Source organism: Brevundimonas sp. KH_025, assembly GCF_057839885.1.
The window spans coordinates 2,206,801-2,231,458 of sequence record NZ_CM174501.1 but is presented as its reverse complement, the minus strand read 5'-3'; the positions used below and the strand labels follow the sequence as shown (position 1 = coordinate 2,231,458).

The 24,658-nt window shown below is 69.3% G+C and carries 26 protein-coding genes and 1 riboswitch; of the genes, 17 read left to right on the top strand and 9 right to left on the bottom strand.

The features are described 5' to 3' along the window. The first annotated feature begins 70 nt into the window (after positions 1–70). Positions 71–1,891: a methyl-accepting chemotaxis protein gene (locus tag AC3IS2_RS11025; RefSeq protein WP_489197816.1), complete on the top strand. Its 1,821-nt coding sequence runs from the start codon at positions 71–73 to the stop codon at positions 1,889–1,891. Between the two features lie 63 nt (positions 1,892–1,954). Here AC3IS2_RS11025 and metB read toward each other — a convergent pair whose 3' ends face one another. Both metB and metX read right to left on the bottom strand, forming a co-directional pair. Next, positions 1,955–3,133 carry a cystathionine gamma-synthase gene (gene metB / locus AC3IS2_RS11020; protein ID WP_489197814.1) on the bottom strand — a complete coding sequence of 393 codons (1,179 nt, stop codon included), beginning with the start codon at positions 3,131–3,133 and terminating at the stop codon, positions 1,955–1,957. Further along, entirely contained in the window at positions 3,130–4,197 is a 1,068-nt protein-coding gene (gene metX, locus AC3IS2_RS11015; RefSeq protein ID WP_489197812.1) for a homoserine O-succinyltransferase MetX, read from the bottom strand. The genes metB and metX overlap by 4 nt, the downstream gene beginning before the upstream one ends. An 80-nt stretch (positions 4,198–4,277) precedes the next feature. After that, a riboswitch (SAM riboswitch) is annotated at positions 4,278–4,401 on the bottom strand. A gap of 432 nt (positions 4,402–4,833) precedes the next feature. On the opposite strand from metX, the gene AC3IS2_RS11010 reads away from it, so the two are divergent. From AC3IS2_RS11010 to AC3IS2_RS10990, 5 genes are all read left to right on the top strand, one after another. Beyond that, entirely contained in the window at positions 4,834–6,576 is a 1,743-nt protein-coding gene (locus AC3IS2_RS11010) for an amino acid kinase family protein (protein WP_489197811.1), read from the top strand. 2 nt (positions 6,577–6,578) lie between these two features. Beyond that, on the top strand, positions 6,579–7,541 hold the full coding sequence (gene thrB / locus AC3IS2_RS11005) for a homoserine kinase (protein ID WP_489197809.1): 963 nt from the start codon (positions 6,579–6,581) through the stop codon (positions 7,539–7,541). A 62-nt stretch (positions 7,542–7,603) separates the two neighbouring features. Continuing rightward, complete coding sequence (locus AC3IS2_RS11000) at positions 7,604–7,855, top strand: hypothetical protein (protein ID WP_489197808.1); 252 nt, start codon at positions 7,604–7,606, stop codon at positions 7,853–7,855. Positions 7,856–7,952: 97 nt separating this feature from the next. Next, positions 7,953–8,834 carry a hypothetical protein gene (locus AC3IS2_RS10995; RefSeq protein WP_489197806.1) on the top strand — a complete coding sequence of 294 codons (882 nt, stop codon included), beginning with the start codon at positions 7,953–7,955 and terminating at the stop codon, positions 8,832–8,834. Positions 8,835–8,941: 107 nt separating this feature from the next. After that, the gene (locus AC3IS2_RS10990; protein ID WP_489197805.1) at positions 8,942–9,886 is read left to right on the top strand and encodes a DUF5996 family protein; all 945 of its coding nucleotides are present in this window, start codon (positions 8,942–8,944) and stop codon (positions 9,884–9,886) included. 3 nt (positions 9,887–9,889) lie between these two features. On the opposite strand, the gene thrC is transcribed toward AC3IS2_RS10990, so the two are convergent. Continuing rightward, positions 9,890–11,278, bottom strand: coding sequence for a threonine synthase (gene thrC, locus AC3IS2_RS10985; RefSeq protein WP_489197804.1), 1,389 nt, complete (start codon positions 11,276–11,278; stop codon positions 9,890–9,892). A gap of 153 nt (positions 11,279–11,431) precedes the next feature. On the opposite strand from thrC, the gene AC3IS2_RS10980 reads away from it, so the two are divergent. Further along, a complete protein-coding gene (locus AC3IS2_RS10980; RefSeq protein WP_489197803.1) occupies positions 11,432–12,376 on the top strand; it encodes an aspartyl protease family protein in 945 nt (314 codons plus the stop codon). Between the two features lie 4 nt (positions 12,377–12,380). On the opposite strand, the gene ypfJ is transcribed toward AC3IS2_RS10980, so the two are convergent. The 3 genes from ypfJ to erpA form a co-directional block, all read right to left on the bottom strand. Continuing rightward, complete coding sequence (gene ypfJ / locus AC3IS2_RS10975) at positions 12,381–13,232, bottom strand: KPN_02809 family neutral zinc metallopeptidase (protein ID WP_489197802.1); 852 nt, start codon at positions 13,230–13,232, stop codon at positions 12,381–12,383. Positions 13,233–13,314: 82 nt separating this feature from the next. Then, positions 13,315–13,707: a hypothetical protein gene (locus AC3IS2_RS10970; protein WP_489197801.1), complete on the bottom strand. Its 393-nt coding sequence runs from the start codon at positions 13,705–13,707 to the stop codon at positions 13,315–13,317. Between the two features lie 43 nt (positions 13,708–13,750). Next, the gene (erpA, locus tag AC3IS2_RS10965) at positions 13,751–14,104 is read right to left on the bottom strand and encodes an iron-sulfur cluster insertion protein ErpA (RefSeq protein ID WP_489197800.1); all 354 of its coding nucleotides are present in this window, start codon (positions 14,102–14,104) and stop codon (positions 13,751–13,753) included. A 103-nt stretch (positions 14,105–14,207) separates the two neighbouring features. Here erpA and AC3IS2_RS10960 point away from each other — a divergent pair, with 103 nt between their 5' ends. The 10 genes from AC3IS2_RS10960 to AC3IS2_RS10915 all read left to right on the top strand — a co-directional run bounded on the left by AC3IS2_RS10960 (position 14,208) and on the right by AC3IS2_RS10915 (position 21,815). Next, the gene (locus AC3IS2_RS10960) at positions 14,208–15,395 is read left to right on the top strand and encodes a deoxyguanosinetriphosphate triphosphohydrolase (protein WP_489197799.1); all 1,188 of its coding nucleotides are present in this window, start codon (positions 14,208–14,210) and stop codon (positions 15,393–15,395) included. 79 nt (positions 15,396–15,474) lie between these two features. Further along, positions 15,475–16,266: an SPOR domain-containing protein gene (locus tag AC3IS2_RS10955; RefSeq protein ID WP_489197798.1), complete on the top strand. Its 792-nt coding sequence runs from the start codon at positions 15,475–15,477 to the stop codon at positions 16,264–16,266. Positions 16,267–16,287: 21 nt separating this feature from the next. Beyond that, positions 16,288–17,337 carry a beta-N-acetylhexosaminidase gene (gene nagZ / locus AC3IS2_RS10950; RefSeq protein ID WP_489197797.1) on the top strand — a complete coding sequence of 350 codons (1,050 nt, stop codon included), beginning with the start codon at positions 16,288–16,290 and terminating at the stop codon, positions 17,335–17,337. Between the two features lie 2 nt (positions 17,338–17,339). After that, the gene (locus AC3IS2_RS10945) at positions 17,340–18,164 is read left to right on the top strand and encodes a segregation and condensation protein A (RefSeq protein ID WP_489197796.1); all 825 of its coding nucleotides are present in this window, start codon (positions 17,340–17,342) and stop codon (positions 18,162–18,164) included. Between the two features lie 148 nt (positions 18,165–18,312). Next, positions 18,313–18,981, top strand: a complete 669-nt coding sequence (scpB, locus tag AC3IS2_RS10940) for an SMC-Scp complex subunit ScpB (protein ID WP_489197795.1) — start codon at positions 18,313–18,315, stop codon at positions 18,979–18,981. A gap of 180 nt (positions 18,982–19,161) precedes the next feature. Then, the gene (locus AC3IS2_RS10935; RefSeq protein ID WP_489197793.1) at positions 19,162–19,530 is read left to right on the top strand and encodes an AtpZ/AtpI family protein; all 369 of its coding nucleotides are present in this window, start codon (positions 19,162–19,164) and stop codon (positions 19,528–19,530) included. Positions 19,531–19,544: 14 nt separating this feature from the next. Next, positions 19,545–20,336 (top strand): F0F1 ATP synthase subunit A, encoded by a 792-nt coding sequence (locus AC3IS2_RS10930; protein WP_489197792.1) that lies wholly within the window; start codon positions 19,545–19,547, stop codon positions 20,334–20,336. Positions 20,337–20,393: 57 nt separating this feature from the next. Continuing rightward, entirely contained in the window at positions 20,394–20,618 is a 225-nt protein-coding gene (locus AC3IS2_RS10925; RefSeq protein WP_087140839.1) for a F0F1 ATP synthase subunit C, read from the top strand. Positions 20,619–20,691: 73 nt separating this feature from the next. Beyond that, the gene (locus AC3IS2_RS10920) at positions 20,692–21,297 is read left to right on the top strand and encodes a F0F1 ATP synthase subunit B family protein (RefSeq protein WP_489197791.1); all 606 of its coding nucleotides are present in this window, start codon (positions 20,692–20,694) and stop codon (positions 21,295–21,297) included. Next, entirely contained in the window at positions 21,297–21,815 is a 519-nt protein-coding gene (locus tag AC3IS2_RS10915; RefSeq protein ID WP_489197789.1) for a F0F1 ATP synthase subunit B, read from the top strand. The genes AC3IS2_RS10920 and AC3IS2_RS10915 overlap by 1 nt, the downstream gene beginning before the upstream one ends. Positions 21,816–21,890: 75 nt before the next feature. Here AC3IS2_RS10915 and AC3IS2_RS10910 read toward each other — a convergent pair whose 3' ends face one another. From AC3IS2_RS10910 to gcvPB, 3 genes are all read right to left on the bottom strand, one after another. Next, the gene (locus AC3IS2_RS10910; protein ID WP_489197787.1) at positions 21,891–22,358 is read right to left on the bottom strand and encodes a DUF6789 family protein; all 468 of its coding nucleotides are present in this window, start codon (positions 22,356–22,358) and stop codon (positions 21,891–21,893) included. Between the two features lie 117 nt (positions 22,359–22,475). Further along, a complete protein-coding gene (locus AC3IS2_RS10905) occupies positions 22,476–22,889 on the bottom strand; it encodes a hypothetical protein (protein WP_489197786.1) in 414 nt (137 codons plus the stop codon). Positions 22,890–23,069: 180 nt separating this feature from the next. Beyond that, positions 23,070–24,650, bottom strand: coding sequence for an aminomethyl-transferring glycine dehydrogenase subunit GcvPB (gene gcvPB, locus AC3IS2_RS10900; protein WP_489197785.1), 1,581 nt, complete (start codon positions 24,648–24,650; stop codon positions 23,070–23,072). Between the last annotated feature and the right edge of the window lie 8 nt (positions 24,651–24,658).

Genomic DNA, 24,658 nt, shown 5'->3' with positions numbered 1-24,658 from the left:
GACGATAAGGCTTTGGCGAACTGCGGCACATAAGAAACGGAGCTACAGTCCCCCCTCCGTGAGCGTAGAAATGCTGCAGAACCTGTCGGTCCCCAAGAAGCTGATGCTGTCCTTCGCCGCCGTCATCGGCGCCTGCGGGATGGCGACCATGGTCGTATTGTGGAGCGTGGCTGCGCTTCAGCGCGCCGACGCCGCCGATGCGGCCTCGAACGAGATCTTCAAGGCGACGGACCTGATCCTGGCTTCGGCGGTCGAGCAGCAGAACGCCCTGCGCGGCTATGTCGCCACGCGCGATCAGGAGTTCATCGGCAAATATGAGGATGCAGGTCAGGTCTTCACCGCGCGTCTGGCCGATCTGGCCGCCGCCGACGCGACCGCCGCCTATCGCCCGGAGCAGGATGCGCTGAAGGCGGCCGACATCGCCTTTCATGGCAGCGCTCAGGGTGTGATCGAACTGGCGCGCGACCCCGCGACCCATGCCCAGGCCCTGGCTCACCTCAAGGACGCCGCTCGCCTGTCGGACCTGCGCGCCGCCATCAAGGCCATTCAGGAGAAGGAAGGCGTCCTGGCCGCCGCACGCGCCGAGGCCAAGACGTCGGCCTACATGGGGGCCTACTGGAGCTTCGCCATCGGCGGCGCCCTGGCCCTGGTCATCGCCCTGGGCGCCGTTGCCTGGCTGATCGGCGCGCTGAGCCGCCCGATCGAGGCCATGACGCGGGCCATGGCGCGGCTGGCGGGTGGCGACCTGAGCGTCGCCATCCCCGCCGTCGGCCGTCGCGACGAGATCGGCCACATGGCCGACGCCGTCCTGACCTTCAAACAGAACGGCGAGGAGAAGGTGCGCCTGGAAGCCGAGACCGAGGTTCAGCGCGCCGCCGCCGAGCGCGCCCGCCTCGCTCAGGCTGAACGCGACGCCGAAACGGCGCGCCAGCAGGCCGAGGTCGTGGACGGCATCGCTTCGGGCCTCGACCGTCTGTCGAACGGCCAGCTGGCCTTCCGCCTGAACACGCGCTTTGCGCCCGAATACGAAAAGCTCCGCGCCGACTTCAACGGAGCCATGAGCAAGCTGCAGGACGTGATGAGCGCCATTGTCGACCGCTCCAGCGCCATCGGCGCCAGCGCCCATGAGATCAGCCAGGCGTCGGACGACCTGTCGCGTCGCACCGAGCAGCAGGCCGCTTCGCTGGAAGAAACCGCCGCCGCCCTGGAACAGATCACCGCCACCGTGTCGCGCTCGGCCGAGAACGCTGTCGAGGCCGGCAGCGTCGTCAAGGCCGCCCGCAGCGAAGCGGTTCAGGGGCAGGCCGTCGTGGGTCGCGCCGTGACCGCCATGGGCGAGATCGAGCGTTCCTCGAACGAGATCGGCAACATCATCGGCGTCATCGACGAGATCGCCTTCCAGACCAATCTGCTGGCCCTGAACGCGGGCGTCGAAGCCGCCCGTGCGGGCGACGCCGGTCGCGGCTTCGCCGTCGTGGCCTCGGAAGTCCGCGCCTTGGCCCAGCGCTCGGCCGAGGCCGCCAAGGAGATCAAGACCCTGATCTCGGACTCCAGCCGTCAGGTCGGCGAGGGCGTGCAACTGGTCGGCGACACCGGCGAGGCCTTGAAGCGGATCGGCGGCCAGATCGAGCGCGTCACCGCCATCACCGGCGAGATCGTCGCCTCGTCGCAGGAGCAGTCCAGCGGCCTGCAGCAGGTCAACATCGCCGTGGCCCAGATGGATCAGGTCACTCAACAAAATGCTGCGATGGTCGAGGAATCGACGGCGGCCAGCCATTCGCTGGCCCAGGACGCGCGTGAACTGGACCGGATGATGGGGCAGTTCTCGCTGGAAGACGCGGCGATGGACGCCCGCGGCCAGCAGCAACGCCTGGCGCGCTTCGCAGCCTGAGAAGGCCGGCTGCGCGACTGAAGTCATGGCCCTCTCCGGTTCGCCGGAGAGGGCCTTTTCACATCAGGCCGCCTGTTTCAGCACCAGGGCGTCAAGCGCCTGAACCAGGTCGGCCAGGATGTCGTCCTGATGCTCCAGCCCGACCGACAGGCGGATCAGGCCGTCGGTGATGCCCGCGACGACGCGGGCGTCGGGCGTCATGGCGGCGTGGGTCATGGTGGCGGGGTGGGCGATCAGGCTTTCGACGCCGCCCAGGGACTCGGCCAGGGTGAAGATGTCCAAGCCCTCGATCAGGTCGCGCACGGCGTCGGTCCCGCCGTTCAGTTCGAAGCTGAGCATGGCGCCCGGCCCCGACTGCTGGCGCAGGGCCAGGGCGTGGCCGGGGTGGGAGGTCAGGCCCGGATAGTGGACGGCCTTGACCGCCGGATGCTGCTCCAGCACCGCGGCGACCAGGGCGGCGGTCGCCTGCTGGCGCTCGACGCGGGTGAACAGGGTGCGCAGGCCGCGCAGGGTCTGGTAGGCGTCGAACGGCGAGCCGGTGACGCCCAGGCAGTTGGCCCACCAGGCCAGTTCCGCGTGGTCGGCCGGATCCGCCGCGATCACGGCGCCGCCGACCACGTCGGAGTGGCCGTTGATGTATTTGGTGGTCGAGTGGACCACGATGTCGGCCCCCAGCTCCAGCGGGCGTTGCAGGGCGGGCGACAGGAAGGTGTTGTCGGCCACCACCTTGGCCCCGACGGCGTGGGCGCGACGACAGACATCGGCCACGTCCACCACGCGCAGCAGCGGATTGGACGGGGTCTCGATCAGCACCAGCTTGGCCCCGTCGGCCAGGGCCGCGTCCAGCGCCGCGCCGTCGTTCTGATCGACGAAGGCGACGCGGAAATGACCCTTCCTGGCGCGGGCGCACAGCAGCCGGTGGGTGCCGCCGTAGCAGTCGTGCGGCGCGATCAGCAGCTCGCCGGGGTTGAGCAGCGACAGCGGCAGATCGACCGCGGCCATGCCGGTGGCGGTGATGACGGCGCCGGCGCCGCCTTCCAGTTCGGCCAGGGTCTCGGCCAGGACGTCGCGGGTCGGGTTGCCCGAGCGCGAATAGTCGTACTTCCGCTTCTGGTCGAAGCCGGCGAAGGAATAGTTGGACGACAGGTACAGCGGCGGCATGACCGCGCCGTGGGCCGTGTCCGTATCCACGCCCGAACGGGCGGCGATGGTGCGGGGATCGGCGGGGCGGGCGCGGCTCATTGATCGATGTCCTTCAGTACGGAAGTCAGGATTTCAGCGACCAGAACGTCTTCCTTGAGGAAGGCGTCGTGGCCGTAGAGGGAGGGGGATTCCACGAAGCGCCAGAGGTTGGGCAGGCGCGCGGCCAGCTCCTTCATGTCGTCGATGGGGCACAGGCGGTCGCTGGTGAAACCGACCAGGGTGACGGGGGCGCTGATGGCCTCGGGCTCGACCCGGTGGCGGTCGATGGAGTCCGACAGGGTCAGCCAGCGCGACGGCGTGGTGCGGTCGCGATAGGCCCGGCCGCGCGCCGTCAGATAGTCGCAGACGGGATAGGCCTGACCGGCGTGGCTGGGGGCTTCGGAATCGAAGCGCTCGCCGAACTCGTCGGGGGTGCGATAGGTGGTCATGGCCAGTTCGCGGGCCAGGCCGACGGCCTGATCGACGCGGCCGGTCTCCAGGCCCAGCTGCAGGATGCGGCGCTGGATCCCGCGCCAGGCCGTCGCCAGCGGGTGAGGGCGGTGGGCGGCGGACACCACCACCAGCTGCTCGGCCCAGTCGGGGAAAAGCTCGCCGAAGGCCAGGGCGATCATGCCGCCGTAGGAGCAGCCGATGAAGGCCGCGACCTTCTCGACGCCGAGATGATCCAGCAGCAGGGCCAGCAGCCGCGCCTGATCCTGGGTGGTGATGGTCAGCGGGGCTTTCGGATCCTTGACGCCTTCACCGAATTCCGGCGCGAAATCAAAGGCCAGGACGCGGAAGCGGGTCAGGTCGATGGGGGCGCGGACGCCCACCGCGCCCGACCACCAGCCCAGGCCCTTGGTCTCGGTGCGGTGGACATAGCGGTCAGCGGAGATGCCGCCGGCCACGACGATCAGGGGGGCGTTGGCCTTGCCGTGCAGACGGCCGACGATCTGCTTCTGGTTCAGGGTTCCGCCGAAATCCAGGGGGAAGCCGTCGGGGATGGGGACGAAGACGTCATGGGCCCCGTCGCGCTGCAGCAGCTCGGACGGACGGCGCGCTGAATCGGCCCGACAGGCGGGCTCTTCGGCGGGGGCGATGGGGTCGATCAGGGCCAGGGTCATGGGTCTCGGTCACTCAGCAAAACGGCTCGCCAAGGAACCCATGCAGTGACAGACCGTGGAGCGTCGCCTCGTCGATGCTCCACCCATCTCTCGCGGTTTCCAGGTCGCCCTGAAAACCCCGCAGGAGTTGGCACCGTTTCGGGCGGAACCCGATGGTTGCCCCGGCGTCAAAGGGCCTAATCCCTCAGCCGGTCTTGATGAGTGACCTTACGTTGCGGATGCGAAGGGCGCCGGTCAAGCGGAAAAATTCACCTCATTTTGGCGATGATGCGCGGCACGGAGGTGAAATCGCGCTTTTGTGGGCCGCTCAAGCAAAAATTGTTCTTTCGGGGGTTGACGCGGTGCGGGGTCGTGGAACACCCTGAGGCCAGATTTCAACCGGACGCCGCCTGTGCTTGACCGCCTCGCCCTCTCGCAGATGACCCGCTTCGCCGCCTCGGCGACGGGCCTCGTCGCGTCCATGATTACGACCACCGGTACCACCACCATGCCCTCGCGGGCGGGGACCGGATGATGCGCGCCGCCTAGGCGAGAAACGCAAAAACCGATCACCCCGCCCGGACCCCCGGGCGGGTTTTTTTATGGCCCGAGCCCACCCCGAAATCCTCCCCAGACCCCGCCTTCAGGATCACCCCAATGCCCGCCTCTCTCGCTCTCGTCGCCGATAAACAGAAACAGCAAGCGGCCCCCGTCGTCGCGCCGGCCGCCGACGTGGTGGTGCTGAAATTCGGTTCGTCCGTCCTGCGCAACGCCGCCGAGGCGCCCGCCGTGGCCTCGGAAATCTACAGCCACGTCCGCGCCGGGCGGAAGGTGGTGGCGGTGGTTTCGGCCCTGTCGGGCCACACCGACCGGCTGCTGGCCGACGCCCGCTCGCTGGGTCTGGATCACGAGAACGAACTGCTGCCCGCCTATGTCGTGCTGGGCGAGGAGAAGGCGGCGGCCCTGGTCGCCATCGCCTGCGACCGGGTGGGTCTGGACGCGGTGGGTCTGTCGGTGCGGGAACTGGGCATCGTGGTCGAGGGACCGGCGCAACACGCCCGCCCGGTCAGCCTGAAGGGCGAGCACCTGCATGACGCCCTGGCCGAGCACGAGGTGGTGGTGGTGCCGGGCTTCGGCGGGGTGCGGGCGAACGGCCGGGTGGCCCTGCTGGGCCGCGGCGGATCGGACCTGACGGCGGTGGTTCTGGCGGCCGAGCTGGGGCTGGACCGGGTGCGTCTGGTGAAGGACGTGGACGGCCTCTACGACCGCGATCCGGCCTGCGAAACCGGCACGCCGCTGCGCTATCGCCGCGCCAGCTGGGAGACGGCGCGTCGTCTCGGCGGGGCCTTGGTTCAGCATGACGCCATCGACCTGGGCGAGGCGCGCGGGGTCGAGATCGAGGTCGCCGCCCTGGGCCGCGCCGAGGGCACGGTGGTCGGCGAGCGCGGGGCCCCTCCCGGCCCGGTGCAGTCGAACGCGCCGCTGCGCGTGGCTCTGGCCGGCTGCGGCGTCGTCGGCGGCGGCCTGTTGAACCGTCTGCTGCCCGACAAGCGCTATGAGGTGGTCGGGGTTCTGGTGCGCAATCCGGGCAAGGCGCGCGACGTGTCCGCGCCCGCCGAGCTGTTCACCAATGATGTCGAGGCTCTGCTGGCGCAGAAGCCGGATCTGGTGCTGGAGGCCCTGTCGGAAGGCGAGGCCGGCCACGCCCTGATCCGTCGTGCGCTGGAAGCCGGCTGCGACGTGGTCAGCGCCAACAAGCAGGCCGTGGCCCGCGACCCGGCCGGCCTTCAGGCCCTGGCCGCCGCCAACGGCTGTCGTGTCGCCTGGTCGGCCTCGGTCGGCGGCGGCGCGCCGATGATCGAGACCTTGCGCGCCGCCCGCGCCGCCGGTCCCGTCGCCGGGTTCGAGGCGGTGCTGAACGGCACGGTCAACTTCATGCTGCAACGTCTGGGCGAGGGCGCGGCCTTCGCCGACGCCCTGGCCGACGCCCGCGCAGCGGGCTTCGCCGAGGAAGACCCGTCCTCGGATCTGGAGGGCCACGACGCCGCCGCCAAGGTGAAGCTGCTGTCGTTCGAGGCCTTTGGCCGCGCCCCCGCCGACCTGCCGCGCGACGAGCTGTCGGCCGAGACGCCGCTGGGCGAGCTGCCGGTGCGCCAGATCGGCGCGTGTCATGATCGCGACGGTGGTCTGGAGGCCTCGGTCCGGCTTGACGGCGACCTGAAAGACGCGCTGTTTCAGTCGCTGAACGGAGAGCGCAACGCCTTGAAAGTCTATGGTCAGGACGGTCGCGTCTGGACGTGCAAGGGGCGCGGCGCCGGGCGCTGGGCCACGACCGAGAGCGTGCTGGCCGATGTGGCCGACGTGGTGCGCGCCCGTCGCGCGGCGGCGGAGCTGGCCTGAACATGGCTGTCTTCACGCCCGTCACGCCGGATCAGGCCGCCGACTATCTCATGCGTTACCCCCTGGGCGATCTGGTCGCGCTGACGCCGATCGCCGAGGGGGTCGAGAACACCAACTACAAGCTGGAAACGACGACAGGCGCCTATGTCCTGACCCTGTTCGAGGGGCGGACGGACGCGGCCTCGCTGCCGTTCTGCCTGGGTCTGACCCGGCATCTGGCGGCGCGCGGTTTCCCCACGCCGTCGCCGGTGGCGGACCGTCAGGGCGAACTGATCGGTCATCTGAACGGCCGCGCCGCCGCCGTCCTGAACTGGGCGCCGGGCGCCTGGAAGCGCCAGCCCTCGGACAAGGAGCAGTATCGCGCCGGACAGGTGCTGGCCCTGCTGCACCTCGACGCCGCCGACTTTACGCTGGAGCGCCAGAACCCGGTCGGGCCAGAGGCCTGGGCGGCGCTGGCCGCACGCTGCGATGGCGCGGCGAAAGGCGTCGACCGCAAGATGCTGGATCAGATCAAGGCCCTGCTGCCGCGTCTGGCCGAGCCGTGGAGCGATCCCGCCCTGCCGCGCGGGGCGATCCACGCCGACTACTTCCCCGACAACGTCCTGTTCGCCACGAACGAGCACGGCAAGAGCGACATCGGCGGGGTGATCGACTTCTATTTCGGCTGCACTGACGTGCTGGCCTACGACCTGGCCATCGCGCTGAGCGCCTGGGGCTTCGACGCCGAGGGGCGGCCGCTGCACTCGGCCCTGCGCGCCTTCCAGAAGGGCTATGAGTCGGTGCGTCCCCTGACGCCCGCCGAAGCCGCGGCCCTGCCGGGGCTGGGGGCTGCGGCCGCGGTGCGCTTCACCCTGACCCGTCTGCACGACCGCCTGTTCCACGACCCCGCCAACCTGGTTACGCCCAAGGACCCGGCGCCCTTCTTCCGGCGGCTGGACTACTGGAAGGCGGCTGAGGCGGTTTAGCGAGTTCGGCGCCGGCCCAATCCCGTGTTGACCCCGGCGCCGAACAGGCCCCTTGGAGAGGGATGGCAACCGAAACCGTCTATATCGTCCAGGCCTATGTTCAGGGCAAAGGCAGCGCCCTTCGCGCCGAGCCGCAGGTCGGCTGCAAGGACGCCGAGGAAGCTCGCCGCAAGGCCGAGCGGCTGGCGCCGCTGCGCCTCGGCGTGGTCGCCTTCTCCGTCTCGGCTGACACCGAAATGGGCGACTACGACGAGCACCCGAGCATCATCTTCAAGGCCGGACAACTGCCGCCCCCGTTCAGCGACGAGGGGTGAGGGCGGGTTTCGGACCCGTCACAAGAGACGGTCTGATGGTTACCTAGACAGTCAATGAGGTTGCGGGCTTACTGCGGCGTCCTTGGAGGCGGTCGCGATGTCCTATCTGCGTTCTTGTCTTGCGCTTGTGTTGGCGAGCCTGCTTCCGACGACCTCGGCGCTCGCCCAGCCTGACGAGGCCATGGTGACGATCACTGTGGACGGCGATCCGTATTACACCCTGCCGCATTCCATCATGATCGAACCGGACGTCAACCGGCTCGCGCGGACCCGGCAGGAGGTTCAGGCCCGAAGGTGGAGAGCGACGCGAACGTCGGACGGCCGCGTCGACCGGATTTCATCGGATGAATGCCCGGCGCTGCGCACCGTCGCGCTGTCGTTCGGCGACTTGCCGGCCATGCCGATCTCGCCGACCGCGTTGAGGACGGCGTCCGATCCCCTTCCGCCGACGATGAAGGACGGGTTCGCCACTCGTCTTGAGTTTCAGGCCGTGGCTGTGGACGGGGCTAGGGCGCTCGTGCAGATCAAGCAGGGCTTGTGGCCCTATAATGCCTGGGGCCATAGAGCCGTTTCGGCGCTGCTGCCCTGTTGGGGAGGGGCGGCGCTGATCCCGCCGCCGTCGCCGGACTTGTCGGCGGCCGATATCCTGTTGCGTCTGGATCTCACCTCGTTCCGAAACTCGACGGGGCCGGCGCGCGCGGCTGGCCTCAAGCATCCGCGTGACTGGTCCTTTACGGCGCTGGCGACAGCGGACGGGGTAGCGACGCTGGAGCGGCCAGGGGATTGGGCGATCAGTCTGCGCATCATCCGATGGACGCCCGAGGGCGTCATCGCCTGTTTCGGTGATCGCGCCAGGAACGGCGGCTCATACGCAGCTCAGTCGGCGCTTCGAATCGTTAGCGATGGCCTGGCCGGCTATCGCGTTGCTGACGATGCCGTCAGCGAGGGCAGTTGCCCGCCGTTTCCCGGGCAAGGCTGAGTTCGAGTCACCACCGTCAGCGCCGCTTTGGCCGTATCGCACGTCGTCCCATGCAACGATCTCGTCGCGCGGGATTTTGAGGCAGGGGGCAGGCGAGGAGGCTTTGGATGGCGGCGCGCGCGAATGCATGGCCCGAACTGTCGGCGGCGGCGCTGTGGCCGACGATGGAGACGCTGCAGTTGTGGACGCAGATCGTCGGCAAGACGCGGCTGTCGCAGACGCCCTGGCTGAACCACGGCTGGCACGTGACGCTGCGGGTCTCGGCGCGGGGGCTGACGACCGGCCTTATTCCGCATGGCGGCGTCGGCTTTTCGATGGAGTTCGACTTCATCGCCGGGGCTCTGGTCATCCGCGTCAGCGACGGGGGCGAGCGCCGGATCGTGCTGAAATCCGGGACGGTGGCCGACTTCTACAACGAGACGCAGGACGCCCTGACGGCGCTGGGCGTGGCCTGTCATATCGACCTGACGCCGGACGAGATGGCCGAGGCGACGCCCTTTCCGCTGGACGAGCGGTTCCGTCCCTATGATCCCGAGGTCGCGCGTGACTACTGGCGGGCGCTGGTGCAGGTGGATCGCGTCTTCAACCTGTTCCGCACCCGGTTTCTGGGCAAGTGCAGCCCCGTCCATCTGTTCTGGGGCGCCTTCGATCTGGCCGTGACGCGGTTCTCGGGGCGGCGGGCGCCCCTGCATCCGGGCGGGGTGCCGAACCTGCCCGACGACGTGACGCGCGAGGCCTATTCGCACGAGGTGTCCAGCGCGGGCTTCTGGCCCGGCGATCCCAAGCGCGAGCCGTCCTTCTACGCCTACGCCTATCCCGCGCCGCCGGGGTTTGAAGCGGCGGCTGCAGCGCCGGTCGCGGCCCATTGGGACGCCGGGCTGGGCGAGTTTGTCCTGCCCTATGCGGCGGTGCGGGCCGAGGACGATCCCGACGCCGCCCTCTGCGCCTTTCTGGAAGCCACCTATGAGGCCGCCGCTGATCTGGCGGCCTGGGACCGGGCGGCGCTGGAATGTCCGCAGGGACAGCCGCGTCACCCCCGCTGGGTGGGCTAGGGCCTAGCCCGCGAAGCCCTTCACCGCCGCCAGCGCCGCCTCGGCCGTGTTGTCGATGATGGTCAGGCGCTCGGGCTGGTCGCCCAGGGCGCGGATGACGGGGGCGGGTTCGGGCTGGAAGCCGAGCACGTCCGAGGCGAAGGCGCCGAACTTGGACGGGTGGGCGGTCGACAAGGCGACGACGGGGCCGTCAGCGCGGTCCAGTTGGCGCGCGGCGGCCAGGGCCACGGCGGTGTGCGGGCAGACGACGCGGCCCCAGGCGGCGTGGGCGTGGGCGATCTCGGCCTGGGTCGTCGCCTCGTCGATGGAGACGGCGGAGACTTCCGATTTCAGAGCGGCCAGCAGGTCCGGGGACAGGGTGACGGCGCCGTCGCGGGCGAAGGTCTCGAACACGGCGCGGACAGCGTCGGCGTCGCGGCCGGAGGCCTCATAGACCAGACGTTCGAAGTTGGACGGCGCCTGGACGTCCATCGACACGCTGCCGCTCTCGACGGCGGGGCGGCGGGCATAGACGCCCTCGTTGATGGCGCGGGCCAGGGCGTCGTTCTGGTTGACGGCGGCGACGAAGCCGTTGACCGGCAGACCCATCTTCCTGGCCGCGATGCCGGCGAAGGCGTCGCCGAAATTGCCGGTCGGGACGACGAAGGTCGCCGCCTGACCCAGCTGGGCCGTGGCCGAGACATAGTAGGGGATCTGCCCCGCCAGCCGGCCCCAGTTGATCGAGTTGACCGACGACAGGCGGCGGCCGTCGCGCAGGGATTCCTCGGCCAGAAGGCCCTTCACCAGACGCTGGCAGTCGTCGAAGTCGCCGCGCACGGCCAGGTTCAGGACGTTGTCGGCCTGAACCGTCGTCATCTGCTTGCGCTGCACCGGCGAGACGCGGTCCAGCGGGTGCAGGACGACCAGATTGATGCGCGCGGCCCCGGCGAAGGCGCGCACGGCGGCGGCGCCAGTGTCGCCGCTGGTGGCGGTCAGCAGGGTCAGCTTCTGGCCCGTCGCGGCCAGGGCCTCGTCCGACAGGGCGGCGACCAGTTGCATCGCCAGATCCTTGAAGGCGGCGGTCGGGCCGTGGAACAGCTCCAGCACGAACAGGCCGGGCTCCAGCTCGACCAGGGGCGTCACCGCCGGGTGGTCGAAGCCCTTGGTCAGCCGCTCCAGCGCGCGATCCAGCGCGCCAGCGGGCAGGGCGTCGCCGATGAAGGGGGAAATCGCCTCCTTGGCCATCTCGGCATAGGTCCGCCCCGGCCGCGCCGCGTCGGCGGGCAGGGTCGGCCAGGCCTGCGGCATATAGAGGCCGCCGTCGGGCGCGATGCCGCGCAGCAGGGCGTCGGCGAAGTTGGTCGGGGCGGCGTCGCCGCGCGTCGAAAGGTAACGGTCGGGGGAGGTGCTCATGACGGGTCGTTTCTAGCTGTCGGGCGGCGCTTCGTCATGATTATTTTGCGTCAGCGAAGGCGATTTCGCGGTTTCGCGCAACAAGATGACGATAGGGCGCTGCGGCGTCGGAGGGGCTGGCGCATCGTCGCTGTCCGGTCCATGTCAGGCAGGATGAGACGCCGTTCCTTCCTGATCCGCGCGGGCGCCGCCGCGGCCGCTGTCGGCGGCGGCCTGTGGCTCAAGGACCATGTGATCTGGCGGCGGCCGACGCTGGCCTTTCCCGAGGGCGGGAGCAGCGGCTGGCTGTCGTTCGCGGTCGCCGACGCGGCCACGCCGACGGTGCGGACGCGGATCGCCGGGCGCGAGGTGACGGCCCTGATCGACAGCGGCGCCCAGTATTCGGTGATCGACCGGGGGCTGGTCGAGGCGCTGGGCCTGACGCGTTTCTTCGACATGCCGATGGTGGCCTATGGCGTCGGGGGCCAGCCGCAGGTCGGACGCGGGGTGACGCTGGACGTGACGGTCGGATCGCTGACCGTCGGCGCGCTGCGGGCGGCCATCCTCGATCTGGGGCCGCTGGCGGCTGAAGCGGGGCTGGGCGCGCCGCTGGTGCTGGGGCAGGACCTGCTAGGGGAGGCGGTGCTGGAGCTGGACATGAAGCGCCGACGCGCGCGCCTGACTGATCCGGGCGATCATGTCGTTTCGCCAGCCCTGAGACCTGTCGCGGTCAAGCGCAGCGGCACGGCGATGACCGCCGAGGTGACGGTCGAGGGGGCGGTGATCCGGGCCGTGGTCGACACGGGTTTCTCGTCCCTGATCGCGCTTGGCCAGGGTGCGGCCGAGGCGGCGGGCCTGCTGGACGGACGAACCGAGGCGGTCGGGTCCAGCATCGTCCTGGGCGGGGTGGCGCGGGCGCGGGTGATCGAGGTGCGGACCGTGACCTTTGGCGACGACCTGTGGCGGTCGGTGGGGGTGCCGGTCTTCGCCGACGGGCCTCTGCCCCATGCGCCCGACGCCCTGCTGGGCGTGGCCGCCTTCGAGGATCGCGACGTGGTGCTGGACCTGGGGCGAGGGCGTCTGCACGTCTCGCCCCAGATGGACCTGACGGTGGGTTAGGGCGTCACAGCCCCTTGAAGGTGTCGCAGGCCGCCGGGTCGCCGGTCTGATAGCCGCGCTGCAGCCATTCGACCCGCTGGGCCGAGGAGCCGTGGGTGAAGCTCTCGGGCGAGACGCGACCGCCGCCGCGACGTTGCAGCGCATCATCGCCGATGGCCTGGGCGGTCTTCATGCCTTCTTCCAGATCGCCCGGCTCCAGAGCCACCTGACCGCCGGAGACGGCGGCGGCGTTGCTGGCCCAGACCCCGGCGTAGCAGTCGGCCTGAAGCTCCAGCGCGACGGAATACTTGTTGCCCTCGGCCTGTGATCGCGCGGCCTGCTGGGCGCGCTGCACCTGCTGGCTGGCGCCGGTCAGGGTCTGGATGTGGTGGCCGAACTCGTGGGCGATGACATAGGCCTTGGCGAAGTCGGCGCCCGAGGCCCCCAGCTTGGTCTCCATCTCGCGCCAGAAAGACAGATCCAGGAAAACCTTCTGGTCGGCGGGGCAGTAGAAGGGGCCCATGGCCGACTGGCCGAAGCCGCAGCCCGTCTGGGTGCCTTGCTCGTAGAGGACCGTGGTCGGCGGCGTGTAGCCGCGCAGCTTGGTCTTCCACACGTCGTTGATGTTGGAGCCGATGACCTCGACGAACTGACCCGCCTGATCCTCGGGCGAGCCGAGTTTGCCGGCCTGTTCCGACTGGCTGGCGCCGCCGAACTGGCTGGCGACCTGCTGGGTCGTGGTGGGGTCGATGCCGAAGACGAAATAGCCGATGGCCGCCAGCACCAGAACCCCGATGCCGCCGCCCGCCACCGCGCCGCCGCCCATGCCGCGCCGGTCCTCGATGCCGCCGCCGCGCCGTCCGCCCTGCCAACGCATGATGTCGTCTCCGCCCTGAAATCTCGCCCGAAGCTAGGCCGAAACGCGGGGATCAGGGAAGGGATGCAATTGTAACCGGCGGTCAGTGCGGGCGGCGGTCCAGCCAGGCGTCGATCTCGGTGACGCCGCGCGTCATCTCCTCGCGCCGGGCCGCTTGGGCTTCGCGGGCCTGTCGTTCCTGTTCCGGGGTGCGCGGGGCGTAGACCGTCGGCGGGGGCAGGGGCGGCGTCGGTTGGCGCGCGGCCTGCAGCCGCTGGATCGTCAGCTGGGTCTGCAGCCGCTGCTGCTGGGCCAGGGCTTCACGCTCGGCGGCCTGATTGCGCAGACGGTCCATCTCAAGGCGGTGCTGGTCGGCGATGGCGGAGCCGGGGTCGTAGCCGGGCGGCGGCGGACCCGGCCAGCCGGGCCAGGTCTGGGCGTTCGCGGCCAGAGGCAGGGCGGCCAGCAGCACGGTCATGAAGATCAAGCGGCGCATGATCGAAACATGGGCGCCCGGTCGGCTTGCGCCAAGCGAAGCCTTAGATGGCGAAGCTGACGCCGCAGCCGCAGCTGGAGGAGGCGTTGGGGTTGCGCACCACGAACTGCGCCCCCGCCAGTTCGTCGACGAAGGCGATCTCTGACCCCTTGAGGAAGGGGATGGAGACGGGGTCGATCACCGCCGCCTGACCGTCGCGGCGGATGATCAGGTCATCGGCCTCGGCGGCGTCGACAAGTTCCAGCCGATACTGAAAGCCCGAGCAGCCGCCGCCGTCGACGGCGACGCGCAGCATGACGGCCTTGCCCTCGGTCACGGCCAGCTTGGCCAGACGCTTGGCCGCGCTCTCGGCCAGAACGATGCCTTCCGGCGCGCGGGCCGAAATGGAAAGCGACAAGTCGCGGGCTGATTCTGTGGATTGGACGGTGCTCACGGCTCTCTATATGAGGAGCTGACAGGCGTTCGCAAAGGCCTGTGCTGCAATAGAAGTGCTGTCCGCCTTGAGCCAGACCCGCGCGTCCTTCGCCGAAGACCCCGCCGCCAGCCGCGGCCGCCACGTTTTCGAGCCCGCCAGCCGCACCCGCACCCCCTTCGCCCGCGACCGCGACCGCATCATTCATGCCACGGCCTTCCGCCGCCTGAAGGAGAAGACCCAGGTCTTCGTCGCGCACGAGGGCGACCACTACCGCACCCGCCTGACCCACAGTCTGGAGGTGGCCCAGATCGCCCGGTCGCTGGCCCACGCCCTGCGGCTGGATGACGATCTGGCCGAGACCATCGCCCTGGCCCACGACCTGGGCCATCCGCCCTTTGCTCATGCGGGCGAGGACGAGTTGCAGGCTCAGATGGCCGACTACGGCGGCTTTGATCACAACGTCCAGAGCTTCCGCGTCATCACCGAGCTGGAAGTCCGCTATCCGAAATTTCTCGGCCTGAACCTGAGCTGGGAGACGGTCGAGGGCGTCATCAAGCACAACGGGCCGGTGATGCATCACCTGGACGAGCCGGCGTGGAAAACGGTGGCGGCTTATGCGCCGGGCGGGGCGGCGAACTGGGACCTGAGGCTCGACACCTTCGCCTCGCTGGAGGCCCAGTGCGCGGCCATCGCCGACGACATCGCCTATAACAACCACGACGTGGACGACGGGGTGCAGGCGGGCCTGTTCACCCTGGCCGATCTGGCCGACGTGCCGCTGATCGGGCCGTGTCTGGCCGGGGTGCGCCGCGACTGGCCGGCGCTGGACGACCGCATGGTGCGTCTGGAGGCCGTGCGCCGCATGATCGGCATCATGGTCGACGACGTTCTGGCCGAGACCGAGCGGCGGCTGGCCGAGCACCGCATCGTCACCGTCGAGGACGTGCGTCGCGCGCCGCAGATGATGGTGCAGTTCTCGCCGGGCATGATGGCCGACCTGGCCGTGCTGCGTCGCTTCTTGTTCGAGCGGATGTATCGCCACTATCGGGTCAACCGTACCCGCAGTCAGGCGCGCCGCGTCCTGGCGCAGCTGTTCCACCTGTTCATGGCCGAGCCCGAGGTCATGCCGCCCGAATGGTCAGCCCCGGCCCTGTCGGACGATCCGGTCAAGCGGGCGCGGGCGGTGTGCGACTATATCGCCGGCATGACCGACCGCTACGCCATCGAAGTCCACGGCAAGCTGTTCAGTCTCGACCTGGCGCTTGATCTGTGATTCGAAAGCGGCCACGGGCGGGCTAGACTGATGTTTCCCGGCGCCGATTCGCGCGGGGCCGATCCAGAAAGCGCGACCCATGTCCTACGACGACGATCACCGAGGCAACCCCAACGCCGGCCGCGAGCGGGGGGCCTATACGCCGCCCACCGACGACGACCTGCCGTTCGAGCGTCGCAGCTATGATCCTCGTCGCGCCCCTGCCGCCAAGTCGCCGCCGATCACCCTGATCATCAGCGCCGTCGTCCTGCTGCTGCTGATCGTGGCCGTGGTGGTCTTCTATCGCTCGGGCGTGCGCTCCTCGACCGACGCCCCGCCCGCCGTGGGCACGCCGGTCGAGAGCATGAAGGTCGAGGCGCCGCTGGACGCCCAGCCGATCGACCCGGAAGCCGGCGTGCGCGTCTATCGCGACGGCGGCGAGGCGACCGGCGCCGCCCCCACCTTCACCCCCGGCCCGGAAGCGGTCGAGCCGCGCCCGGCGCCCCAGCCGCTGCCCGCCGCGCCGACGGCTCTGCCGCCTGCCGCCCCGGCCGTCGTTGCGCCTGCTGCTCCCAAGGCCAAGCCCGTGACCCCGGCGCCGGCCGTCAAGGCTCCGACCGCGCCAGCGCCGGCGGCTCCCGCCGCCGCTGGCGGTTCCTCGGGCGTGCAGATCGGCGCCTTCTCCTCGACCGCCATCGCCGACCGTGAATACGCCGCCGTCGCCGCGCGCTTCGGCTCGTTCGCCTCGGGCGCCGAAAAGCGGGTGCAGGAAGTCACCGCCGCCAACGGCTCGACCGTCTATCGCACCACCTTCGGCGGCATGAGCCGCGACCGCGCCGTCGCCTTCTGCAACGCGCTGAAGGCCGCCGGCCGCGACTGCATCGTCCGCTAAGACGAGCAGGAAAGAAGACGCATGACCTCCGCCGCCATCTACGGCTGTTCCGGCCATAAGCTGACGGCGGAGGAGCGCGCCTTCTTCGCCGAAGTCCGCCCCTGGGGCTTCATCCTGTTCCGCCGCAACGTGGACACGCCCGCTCAGGTCAAGGCTCTGGTCGAGGACCTGCGCGACAGCATCGGCCGCGCCGACGCCCCCGTCCTGATCGACCAGGAGGGCGGCCGGGTGCAGCGCCTCGGCCCGCCGCACTGGCCCAAGTATCCGCCCGGCTCGGCCTACCTGAAGGCGACGAACGATCCGGCGGCGGCGCGCGAACTGGTGCGGCTGGGGGCGCGGCTGATCGCCCACGATCTGCGCGAGCTGGGCATCACCGTCGACTGCGTGCCGGTGCTGGACGTGCCGGTGCCGGGCGCTCACGACATCATCGGCGACCGCGCCTATGCTCAGGACCCCGCCACCGTGACCCAGCTGGGCCGGGCGGCGGCGGAAGGCCTGCTGGCGGGCGGCGTCCTGCCCATCATCAAGCACATTCCCGGCCACGGCCGCGCCTTCTCTGACAGCCATCACGACCTGCCGGTGGTCGAGACCGATCTGGCCACGCTGGACGGCTGGGACTTCGCCCCGTTCAAGGCCCTGTCGGATATGCCGATGGCCATGACGGCCCACGTCGTCTTCACCGCCGTCGACGCCAAGCGCCCGGCCACGACGTCGAAGAAGGGCATCCGCCTGATGCGCGAGCATCTGGGGTTCTCGGGCCTGATCATGTCCGACGACCTGTCGATGAAGGCCCTGTCCGGCACCCTGACCGAGCGCGCCGAACAGTCGTTGAAGGCGGGCTGCGACGTCATCCTGCACTGCAACGGCGATCTCGGCGAAATGCGTCAGGTGGCCGAGGGGACCGGCAAGCTGAAGGGCGAGGCCAAACGCCGCGCCGAGGCCGCGCTGGCCCGCATCGTCCACACCGCCGAGCCGTTGGACGTCGCCGAGGCCCGCGCCCGGCTGGAGGCGGCTCTGAGCGGGCGCTTCGAAGCCGCTAAAGGGCCCGATGTCGGCGAGGCGCAGGCCTAACAATGGATCAGGCGTTCCAGCCCAATCTGGACTTCGCCGCCGTTGACGACGCTGACGCCGCAGAGGCCTTCGTCGTCGATCTGGAGGGCTATGAAGGGCCGCTGCACGTCCTGCTGGCGCTGGCGCGCACACAGAAGGTGGACCTGCTGAAGCTGTCCATCACCAAGCTGGCGGAACAGTATCTGGCCTTCGTTCACGAGGCGCGTCGGCGCAACTTCGCCATGGCCGCCGACTACCTCGTGATGGCGTCCTGGCTGGCCTATCTGAAGTCCCGCCTGCTGTTGCCGCGCACCGAAAAGGGCAAGGCCGAGGAGCCGCCGGCGGAGGAAATGGCCGCCGCGCTCGCGTTTCGCCTGCAGAAGCTGGAGGCCATGCGCCGCTCGGTCGAGGCCATCACCAGCCGCCCGCAGTTGAAGCGCGACGTCTTCACGCGTGGCGACCCGGAGGCCGCGGTCATCATCCCGTCCGACCGCGTCGACGCCAGCCTCTATGAGCTGATGGCCGCCTATGTCGCCCAGCGTCGGCGCGAGGAACGGCGCCGCTACGCCCCCGGCCAGCGGGTCGAGGCCTTCCAGCTGGAGGCGGCGCGCGACTGGCTGCGCGGCCTGATGCCGCGTCTGGCCGACTGGACGCCGCTGGAACAGATCGCGCCCTCGCGTGAAGCGGAAGGCGAGGGGCCGAGCCAGGCCAGCTATACTGCCTCGACCCTGTCGGCCAGTCTGGAGCTGGTGAAGGAGGGCGAGATGGACGTGCGCCAGGCCGAGGCCTTCGCCGACCTCTTCCTCAAACGCCGGGGCCTGGGCCAACCGCTGGAGCTGACGCCGTGAGCCCCCACCATTCGCTCATCCCGGCGAAGGCCGGGATCCAGATGCAAGAACAGCTCGTGCCTGTCTTTCGCAGATCCGTCCTGCAAGCCCTTGCGCCCTACAATCTGGATCCCGGCCTTCGCCGGGATGAGCGGGATCGGGTGCGCTGATGTCTGACCTCAGCTTCAAACCCGACGAAACCGAGATCGAGCGCCGGGTCGAGGCCCTGCTGTTCGCCGCCGCCGCCCCCCTGTCGGCGGTCGAGATCGCGCGCCGTCTGCCCGAGGGCGCCGACGCGGGCCGGGCCATCGCTTCCTTGCGCCAGCGCTATCAGGGGCGGGGCGTCGAGCTGGAATGCGTGGCCGACCGCTGGCGGTTCCGCACCGCCGCCGACCTCGGCTTCCTGATGACCGAGGAGCGCGAGGAGCCGCGCCGCCTGTCCAAGGCCGCGCTGGAGACCCTGGCCATCATCGCCTATCACCAGCCCTGCACCCGCGCCGAGATCGAGAGCGTGCGCGGCGTCTCCCTGTCCAAGGGGACGCTGGACCTGCTGCTGGAGATGGACTTCGTGCGGCTGCGCGGGCGTCGGCGCACGCCGGGGCGGCCCGTCACCTACGCCACGGCCGACCGCTTCCTCGAGCATTTCAGCCTGGCCAGCCTCTACGACCTGCCGGGCGTGCAGGAGATGAAGGCCGCGGGCCTGCTGGATCTGTCGATTCCGGTCGGCTTCGAGGTGCCCGATCCGACCCGTAGCGGCGACTCGGAGGGCGAGGACCTGCTGACCAACCTGGACGACGGCGCGCCCGAATTCGCCCAGGATTTCGTCAGCGAGGACTGAGACTCGGCCCCCGAGCAGCGACGCATCGCCACGCCTGTTTTTTGGTTGGCCGTAAGGCGCTGAAAAACAAAGGCTTAAGTAAAGATTGGCGCGCCTTGACCTGAGGCCCCCTCGGCTATAGGTTCCGCGCCGAATTCAGACCCGTTCCGGCCCTGTGTCGGACGCTGAGCGAACAGGCCCATGTCCCCGACGAAGGAATCGCGCGAAGAGGCGATCAAACGCCTCAACGAAAGCGCATCCGCGCTGGAAGGCCGGACCAAGGTCGAGCAATCGGCCGAGTTCGCTGCGCACGCGGTGACGGGACAGGCCTACAAGATCATCGCCGAGCTGCTCGGCGGTGTTTTCGTTGGTCTGGGCCTCGGGTTCGGCGTCGACCGTTTGTTCGGCACGACCCCCTGGGGCCTGTTGGTCGGAGTCCTTCTGGGCTTCGCCCTGGCGATCTACATGGCGCGCCGGACAGCCAACCGGCTGATGGCGCAGGCGATGGCGGCAGGTGTCAAGGCGGAAGCCGTGCCCTACGTCGAAGCCGGCGAAGACGAAAAAGACTAAGGAGCGAAAGGCCCGTGGCCGATCCGATTCACCAGTTCCAGATCGCGCCGATGCCGGGCCTCGACTTCGGCGAGGTCACCCTTCCGCTTGTCGGCAAGGTCAGCCTGGCCTTCACCAACTCGCACCTGGCGATGACCCTGGCCTTTGGCCTGGTGGTGATCTTCCTGACGCTGGCGACCTCGCGCGCCCAGGTGGTGCCGGGCCGCATGCAGGCGGCGGGCGAAACCCTGTTCGGCATGATCGACAACCTCGCCCAGTCGATCATCGGCCACGACGGCCGCAAGTATTTCCCGTTCGTCTTCACCCTGTTCCTGCTCATCCTGATGATGAACATTCTGGGGATGTTCCTGACCTTCACCGCCACCTCGCAGCTGGCCGTCACCGCCACCTTCGGCGTCCTGACCTTCGCCCTGGTGGTCATCATCGGCATCGCCAAGAACGGCCTGGGCTTCTTCGGCCTGTTCTGGCCGACCAGCGCGCCGTTGGCCCTGCGTCCCGTCGTCGGCCTGATCGAGTTCTTCTCCTTCCTGCTGCGTCCCGTCACCCTGGCGCTTCGTCTGTTCGGCAACATGCTGGGCGGTCACGTGGCGCTGAAGATCTTCGCCGGCTTCATCGTCTCCCTGGTGGGCGTGGCGCTGGCAGGCGGCACGGGCCTGTTCGCCCTGCCGGTGGCGGCGCTGTCGCTGGGCATGGTGATCGCCCTGACCGCGCTCGAGTTCCTCGTGGCCTTCCTTCAGGCTTTCGTTTTCGCCGTTCTGGCCTGCATCTATCTCAATGATGTGGTCAACCTGGGCCATGGCCATTAAGGCTGCGGACCAGCACTAACCCCACCCTCTAACGCTCCAAGAATTAGGAATATCATCATGGACGCTGAAGCCGCCAAGTTCATCGGCGCCGGTATCGCCACCATCGGCATGGTCGGTTCGGCCCTGGCCGTCGGCAACATCTTCGGCCAATTCCTGGCCGGCGCCCTGCGCAACCCGGCTGCCGCCGCGTCGCAAGTCGGCAACCTGTTCGTGGGCGCCGCCCTCGCCGAAGCCCTGGGCATCCTGGCCTTCGTGCTCGGCATCCTGATCTGGCTCGGCTAAACCCGAACCCGCTGATCAGCGGCGGCGCGCCTGACCGGCTGCGCCGCCGCATCTGCTTTCACGACGGATAATCATGGCTGCAACTCCCTCAGCTCCGCCCCCGGTCTTGCCGGTGGAACAGGCCGTCGAATACGCGGCCGAAACCGGGCACGTGCCCGCCAACGCGGCTGCCGCCGCCGCCGAGCATGACGCCGGCGGACTGCCGCAGTTCGAGTTCCAGCACTGGGCCGGGCAGGTCGTCTACCTGCTGATCCTGTTCGTCATTCTGTATGCGCTCATCGCCAAGGTCTTCGCGCCGCGTCTGCGCCGCGTGATCGACGAACGGGCCGAAACCATTTCCGCGGCCGTGGCCACGGCGCGTTCGGTTCAGACCGAAGCCGCCGCCCAGGCCGAAGCCGCCCGCGCCGAGGTCGACAAGGCCCGCGCCGACGCCCGCGCCACCGCCGTCGCCGCCAAGGCGCGCGTCGCCGCCGAGATCCAGGCCCGTCAGGCCCAGGACGAAGCCGCCGTCGCCGCCCGCGTCGCCGACGCCGAGAAGGCCATCGCCGCCACCCGCGACGGCGCCATGGCCCATGCCTCGACCATCGCCTCGGACACCACCCGCGCGATCGTCGAGCGTCTGACCGGCAAGGCCCCGACGGCCGCCGAGGCCGACGCGGCCGTCAAGGGAGCCGCCTGATGAACATGTTCCTCGATCCCCACTTCTGGGACCTCAAGACCAGCGCCGAACTGTGGGTTCTGGTCGGCCTGATCATCTTCGTCGCCATCGCCGTGATGGCCGGCGCGCCGCGCATGGCCGCCAAGGCCCTGGACGGCAAGGCCGCCAAGATCCAGTCGGAACTGGACGAAGCCGCCCGCCTGCGCGCTGAAGCCGAAGCCATGCTGGCCCAGATCCGTCAGGAAAAGGCCGAGGCCGAGGCGCAAGCCGCCGAGATGCTGGCCGCCGCCGAAGCCGACGCCAAGCGTCTGGAAGCCGAAGCCAAGGTTCGCATCGAAGAAGGTCTGGCCCGTCGTCAGGCCCTGGCCGAGCGCCGCATCGCCCAGGCCGAGGCCCAGGCCACGACCGAGGTCAAGGCCGCCGCCGCCGACCTGGCCGCCAAGGCCGCTCAGGACATCCTGGCCGCCCGTCTGGCCGGCGCCAAGTCGGACCCGCTGATCGACGCCGCCATCAGCCAGATCGGCGCCAAGCTGAACTGATCGCCGTCGTGGCGACAAGCACATCAGGCCCCGCCGGCGACGGCGGGGCCTTTTGCGTTTTGGCGAGGCCCGCGATCAGTGAGCGGGCGCGCCGTGGATGAAGCCGGCGCGTTTCTCGCGCGCCACCAGCCGGGCATAGACATTGCCCAGCACGCCGCCGAAGACCATGTGGGTGATCAGCATCCAGGCGAAGGTGCCGAAGCCCGCGCTGCCCGTGAAGGTGCGCGGATCGCCCATCATGGTGATGATCAGCATCATGCCCACCCAGGAAGCAACGGCGAACAGGATGCCCTTGGTTTCGGGCGTCTTGGTCGGCAGTCGGGCGTAGAGAAGAGCAAACAGCGGACCCAGCACCAGCGAACCGATCACGAAGTGAATGGCCCAGCCGGCGGCCAGATTGCCCGACAGGCCGAACATCCTGGCCACAATGCCCGGGAAGGGATCGAACATCCGGCCCAGCAGCATATTGCCGGCCTCAAGGATGGAAACCGCAACGGTGGCCGAGAAGCCGGCGAGGATTCCCTTTTGTACGCGTGACATCATTTGAACAGCGCCTCCCAACGCTATCGGCTTCTGATTACGCGAGAGGAAGCATACGCCGATCGCGACGGGCCGCGCGGCGGTTGAGTTCACGTTACCGTGTGCGGTGAAGCGTGGCTGTTAGCGGAACAGCCTGCGGACGGCGCGACGGGTCCGCTTGCGCGCCCGGATCAGCAGCCGCGAGGGGCGGCGACGCAGCACCACCTTTTCGGCGCGCAGAGCCTGCTGCCAGAAGACCGGCGCGATCTCGGGCTTGCGGCGCATCAGGCGGCGGAAGGGATAGACCCACTTGGGTCGGGCATGCTGGGCGCGGATGAACTGCCGCTTGGCCCACCAGGAGTTGCGTAGCAGCAGGACCAGGCCGACCGCGATGACCGGCACGCCGCCGGGGCCGGGCAGGGGGGCGATCAGGATGCCCAGGCCGATGATCAGGAAGCCCAGCGCCATCATCCCCAGCCGCTGCGCACGACGCAGCAGTCCGGGCCTCTGGCGAGGCCGGCTGTCGGCGCGGAAGGGAATCAGGGCCAGGGTCACGAGCGTCACGGACGAGGGAGGAGGAGGCGACCGCCTTGGGAGGGGCTGTCAGCCTATCCTAGACACGGGCGACAAGGCCGAACCGTGGCGTGGGGGTGAAGCTTTCGTAAGAGGGGCCTGAAAAGCAAAACGCCGTGTCCCGAAGGACACGGCGCTTCACTTCAGACCGCGATCGGACGCTTATTCGGCGGCGATGTTGGAGCCTTCCGGGGCGGTCCAGCGCAGACGCGGCGCGCGCGCGGCGCGGGTCTCGTCCAGGCGCCGCAGGGGCGCATGGAAGGGGGCGCCCTTGAAGCGTTCGACGTCGCCCGCCTTGGCGGCCTCGGCCAGCAGACGCATGGCGTGGATGAAGCGATCCAGCTCCTGCTTCGATTCCGTCTCGGTCGGCTCGATCAGCATGGCCCCGTGGACGACCAGGGGGAAGTACATGGTCATCGGGTGGAAGCCCTCGTCGATCATCGCCTTGGCGAAGTCGAGCGTGGTGATGTCCGTGCCCTTCAGCCATTCGTCGTCGAACAGGGCTTCGTGCATGCACGGTCCCTCGGGGAAGGCCGGGCTCATCAGGTCCTCGAGGCGGGCCTTGATGTAGTTGGCGTTGAGGACGGCGTCCTCGGCCACCTGACGCAGGCCGTCCGAGCCGTGGCTCATCATGTAGGACAGGGCGCGGACATACATGCCCATCTGGCCCTGGAAGGCGCACAGGCGGCCGAAGGCCTGCGCCGCCTCGTCTTCCTCGCGCTCGACCAGCTTGTAGCCGTCCGCGCCCGCCACGACCCACGGGGCCGGGGCGAAGGGGGCCAGGGCTTCCGACAAGACCACCGGACCCGCGCCGGGACCGCCGCCGCCGTGGGGCGTCGAGAAGGTCTTGTGCAGGTTGATGTGCATGGCGTCGACGCCCAGGTCGCCCGGGCGCACCCGGCCGACGATGGCGTTGAAGTTGGCGCCGTCGCAGTAGAAGTAGGCGCCCGCTTCGTGGGTCAGGCGGCTGATCTCCAGGATGTCGCGCTCGAACAGGCCGCAGGTGTTCGGGTTGGTGACCATGATGGCCGCCACGTCCGGACCCAGCTTGGCGGCCAGATCGGCCACGTCCACGCGGCCGTCGTCGGTCTGGGCGACCTCGACCACCGAATAGCCGACGAAGGCGGCGGTGGCGGGGTTGGTGCCGTGGGCCGAGGTCGGGACCAGCACCTTGCGGCGCTGCTCATGCTCGCCCTTGGCTTCGTGGGCGGCGCGAATGGCCATCAGGCCGCACAGTTCGCCGTGCGCGCCGGCCTTGGGCGACAGGGCCACCGCGGGCATGCCCGTCAGTGTCTTCAGCCAGTGGGCCAGTTGGTCCATCAGTTCCAGCGCGCCCTGGACCGTCGATTGCGGCTGCAGCGGGTGGATGTCCGAGAAGCCCGGCAGGCGCGCCATCTTCTCGTTCAGGCGCGGGTTGTGCTTCATCGTGCACGAACCCAGCGGATAGATGGCCAGGTCGATGGCGTGGTTCTTCTGGCTCAGGCGCACATAGTGGCGCATGGCCTCCGGCTCCGACAGGCCAGGAAGACCAATGGGGTCCTTGCGAACCAGGTCGCCCAGGTCCGAACCGTCCGTGGCGGGCTTGGGCAGGTCGACGCCGGTCTTGCCCCAGCCTTCGCCTTCGAAGATCAGGTGCTCGTCCTGCAGCAGGCCGCGCGCGCCCGTCAAGGTCGGGTGCTTGTAGTCGTTGTCCGGCAGGGCGTTCGGGGTGGTCGGGCGGCCGACAGTGTTCATCGTGCTCATGGTTCTAT

What these genes read in the sequence shown, in the direction of transcription:
- AC3IS2_RS11025 (WP_489197816.1), top strand. Translation starts at nt 71, where the DNA reads ATGCTGCAGAACCTGTCGGTCCCCAAGAAGCTGATGCTGTCCTTCGCC.
- metB (WP_489197814.1), bottom strand. Translation starts at nt 3,133, where the DNA reads ATGAGCCGCGCCCGCCCCGCCGATCCCCGCACCATCGCCGCCCGTTCG.
- metX (WP_489197812.1), bottom strand. Translation starts at nt 4,197, where the DNA reads ATGACCCTGGCCCTGATCGACCCCATCGCCCCCGCCGAAGAGCCCGCC.
- AC3IS2_RS11010 (WP_489197811.1), top strand. Translation starts at nt 4,834, where the DNA reads ATGCCCGCCTCTCTCGCTCTCGTCGCCGATAAACAGAAACAGCAAGCG.
- thrB (WP_489197809.1), top strand. Translation starts at nt 6,579, where the DNA reads ATGGCTGTCTTCACGCCCGTCACGCCGGATCAGGCCGCCGACTATCTC.
- AC3IS2_RS11000 (WP_489197808.1), top strand. Translation starts at nt 7,604, where the DNA reads ATGGCAACCGAAACCGTCTATATCGTCCAGGCCTATGTTCAGGGCAAA.
- AC3IS2_RS10995 (WP_489197806.1), top strand. Translation starts at nt 7,953, where the DNA reads ATGTCCTATCTGCGTTCTTGTCTTGCGCTTGTGTTGGCGAGCCTGCTT.
- AC3IS2_RS10990 (WP_489197805.1), top strand. Translation starts at nt 8,942, where the DNA reads ATGGCGGCGCGCGCGAATGCATGGCCCGAACTGTCGGCGGCGGCGCTG.
- thrC (WP_489197804.1), bottom strand. Translation starts at nt 11,278, where the DNA reads ATGAGCACCTCCCCCGACCGTTACCTTTCGACGCGCGGCGACGCCGCC.
- AC3IS2_RS10980 (WP_489197803.1), top strand. Translation starts at nt 11,432, where the DNA reads ATGAGACGCCGTTCCTTCCTGATCCGCGCGGGCGCCGCCGCGGCCGCT.
- ypfJ (WP_489197802.1), bottom strand. Translation starts at nt 13,232, where the DNA reads ATGCGTTGGCAGGGCGGACGGCGCGGCGGCGGCATCGAGGACCGGCGC.
- AC3IS2_RS10970 (WP_489197801.1), bottom strand. Translation starts at nt 13,707, where the DNA reads ATGCGCCGCTTGATCTTCATGACCGTGCTGCTGGCCGCCCTGCCTCTG.
- AC3IS2_RS10955 (WP_489197798.1), top strand. Translation starts at nt 15,475, where the DNA reads ATGTCCTACGACGACGATCACCGAGGCAACCCCAACGCCGGCCGCGAG.
- nagZ (WP_489197797.1), top strand. Translation starts at nt 16,288, where the DNA reads ATGACCTCCGCCGCCATCTACGGCTGTTCCGGCCATAAGCTGACGGCG.
- AC3IS2_RS10945 (WP_489197796.1), top strand. Translation starts at nt 17,340, where the DNA reads ATGGATCAGGCGTTCCAGCCCAATCTGGACTTCGCCGCCGTTGACGAC.
- scpB (WP_489197795.1), top strand. Translation starts at nt 18,313, where the DNA reads ATGTCTGACCTCAGCTTCAAACCCGACGAAACCGAGATCGAGCGCCGG.
- AC3IS2_RS10935 (WP_489197793.1), top strand. Translation starts at nt 19,162, where the DNA reads ATGTCCCCGACGAAGGAATCGCGCGAAGAGGCGATCAAACGCCTCAAC.
- AC3IS2_RS10925 (WP_087140839.1), top strand. Translation starts at nt 20,394, where the DNA reads ATGGACGCTGAAGCCGCCAAGTTCATCGGCGCCGGTATCGCCACCATC.
- AC3IS2_RS10920 (WP_489197791.1), top strand. Translation starts at nt 20,692, where the DNA reads ATGGCTGCAACTCCCTCAGCTCCGCCCCCGGTCTTGCCGGTGGAACAG.
- AC3IS2_RS10915 (WP_489197789.1), top strand. Translation starts at nt 21,297, where the DNA reads ATGAACATGTTCCTCGATCCCCACTTCTGGGACCTCAAGACCAGCGCC.
- AC3IS2_RS10910 (WP_489197787.1), bottom strand. Translation starts at nt 22,358, where the DNA reads ATGATGTCACGCGTACAAAAGGGAATCCTCGCCGGCTTCTCGGCCACC.
- gcvPB (WP_489197785.1), bottom strand. Translation starts at nt 24,650, where the DNA reads ATGAGCACGATGAACACTGTCGGCCGCCCGACCACCCCGAACGCCCTG.